The sequence below is a fragment of the Bacillus sp. 2205SS5-2 genome (assembly GCF_037024155.1).
Lineage (GTDB): Bacteria > Bacillota > Bacilli > Bacillales > Bacillaceae_K > Bacillus_CI.
Window position 1 is genome coordinate 1 of the sequence record NZ_JAYKTS010000068.1, and the last position, 1,506, is coordinate 1,506.

The following is a 1,506-nucleotide window of genomic DNA, read 5'->3' on the forward strand; positions in this document are numbered from 1 at the left end:
GACGAATACTAATCGATCGAGGACTTAACCAAACACAATAAGTGGTGATTACTCACTAACTTCATCAATCTTTATCTAGTTTTGAGGGTACAAACCTCAAGTAAATACGTATGGTGGCATTAGCGAAGAGGTCACACCCGTTCCTATACCGAACACGGAAGTTAAGCTCTTCTGCGCCGATGGTAGTTGGGGGTTTCCCCCTGTGAGAGTAGGACGTCGCCATGCATTATGGAGGATTAGCTCAGCTGGGAGAGCATCTGCCTTACAAGCAGAGGGTCGGCGGTTCGATCCCGTCATCCTCCATTTAGTTTTTTTGCGAAGCAAAATAAACTTCCTTAAAAGCGAAGCAAAATAAACTTCCTTAAAAGCGAAGCAAAATAAACTTCCTTAAAAGCGAAGCAAAATAATTGATAATTATTGAATCATATAAGAATAAATATTTGCCGGTGTAGCTCAACTGGTAGAGCAACTGACTTGTAATCAGTAGGTTGGGGGTTCAAGTCCTCTTGCCGGCACCAGTTCTATTTTAATAGACTTTTATTCAGTGCGAGCCATTAGCTCAGTTGGTAGAGCATCTGACTTTTAATCAGAGGGTCGAAGGTTCGAATCCTTCATGGCTCACCATAGATTTTTACGTAGTAAAAGATCTTACCATAAACCTTTAGAGACTTTAATTTTTGCATAGCAAGAGATCTTACCATATAGGTTTGATTGGATTGCCAAATAGAAAATTCAACATTATACTATGCGGGTGTGGCGGAATTGGCAGACGCACTAGACTTAGGATCTAGCGCCGCAAGGCGTGGGGGTTCGACTCCCTTCACCCGCATCATTAAACTCAATAGAAAAAGCATACTGTATTTGCGGAAGTAGTTCAGTGGTAGAACACCACCTTGCCAAGGTGGGGGTCGCGGGTTCGAATCCCGTCTTCCGCTCCAATAGATACTTTATGCCGGGGTGGCGGAACTGGCAGACGCACAGGACTTAAAATCCTGCGGTAGGTGACTACCGTACCGGTTCGATTCCGGTCCTCGGCACCATCTTAATATGCGCCCGTAGCTCAATTGGATAGAGCGTTTGACTACGGATCAAAAGGTTAGGGGTTCGACTCCTCTCGGGCGCGCCATTTTACGGGAAGTAGCTCAGCTTGGTAGAGCACTTGGTTTGGGACCAAGGGGTCGCAGGTTCGAATCCTGTCTTCCCGACCATTCTTAATCATTATTTGGGGCCTTAGCTCAGCTGGGAGAGCGCCTGCCTTGCACGCAGGAGGTCAGCGGTTCGATCCCGCTAGGCTCCACCAAAAAAATCTTGACACTTTTTAAACTTAATGTTAAGATAAAAAAGTCGCTTAAACGAGACAATGATTGAACTTTGAAAACTGAAAAGACGAAACGTCAACGTTAAATTTAAAAGTAAGAACATAGATTCTTACAAAAAAGTTTTATGAGCAAGTCAAACTTAACTTTTATGGAGAGTTTGATCCTGGCTCAGGACGAACGCTGGCGG

Annotated in this window: 9 tRNA genes and 1 rRNA gene; all 10 read left to right on the forward strand. The window is 44.4% G+C overall.

Annotated elements, in window-relative coordinates:
- The first annotated feature begins 109 nt into the window (after positions 1–109).
- The 10 genes from rrf to U8D43_RS20860 all read left to right on the forward strand — a co-directional run bounded on the left by rrf (position 110) and on the right by U8D43_RS20860 (position 1,300).
- Positions 110–225 (forward strand): 5S ribosomal RNA (gene rrf, locus U8D43_RS20815).
- A 5-nt stretch (positions 226–230) separates the two neighbouring features.
- Positions 231–303, forward strand: a tRNA-Val gene (locus U8D43_RS20820).
- A gap of 139 nt (positions 304–442) precedes the next feature.
- Positions 443–518: transfer RNA gene (locus tag U8D43_RS20825), tRNA-Thr, on the forward strand.
- A 30-nt stretch (positions 519–548) separates the two neighbouring features.
- Positions 549–624 (forward strand) — tRNA-Lys (locus tag U8D43_RS20830).
- A 123-nt stretch (positions 625–747) separates the two neighbouring features.
- Positions 748–829, forward strand: a tRNA-Leu gene (locus U8D43_RS20835).
- A 34-nt stretch (positions 830–863) separates the two neighbouring features.
- Positions 864–938: transfer RNA gene (locus U8D43_RS20840), tRNA-Gly, on the forward strand.
- A 13-nt stretch (positions 939–951) separates the two neighbouring features.
- Positions 952–1,040, forward strand: a tRNA-Leu gene (locus U8D43_RS20845).
- Between the two features lie 9 nt (positions 1,041–1,049).
- Positions 1,050–1,126: transfer RNA gene (locus U8D43_RS20850), tRNA-Arg, on the forward strand.
- Positions 1,127–1,131: 5 nt separating this feature from the next.
- Positions 1,132–1,208 (forward strand) — tRNA-Pro (locus U8D43_RS20855).
- A 16-nt stretch (positions 1,209–1,224) separates the two neighbouring features.
- Positions 1,225–1,300, forward strand: a tRNA-Ala gene (locus U8D43_RS20860).
- Positions 1,301–1,506: the final 206 nt, after the last annotated feature.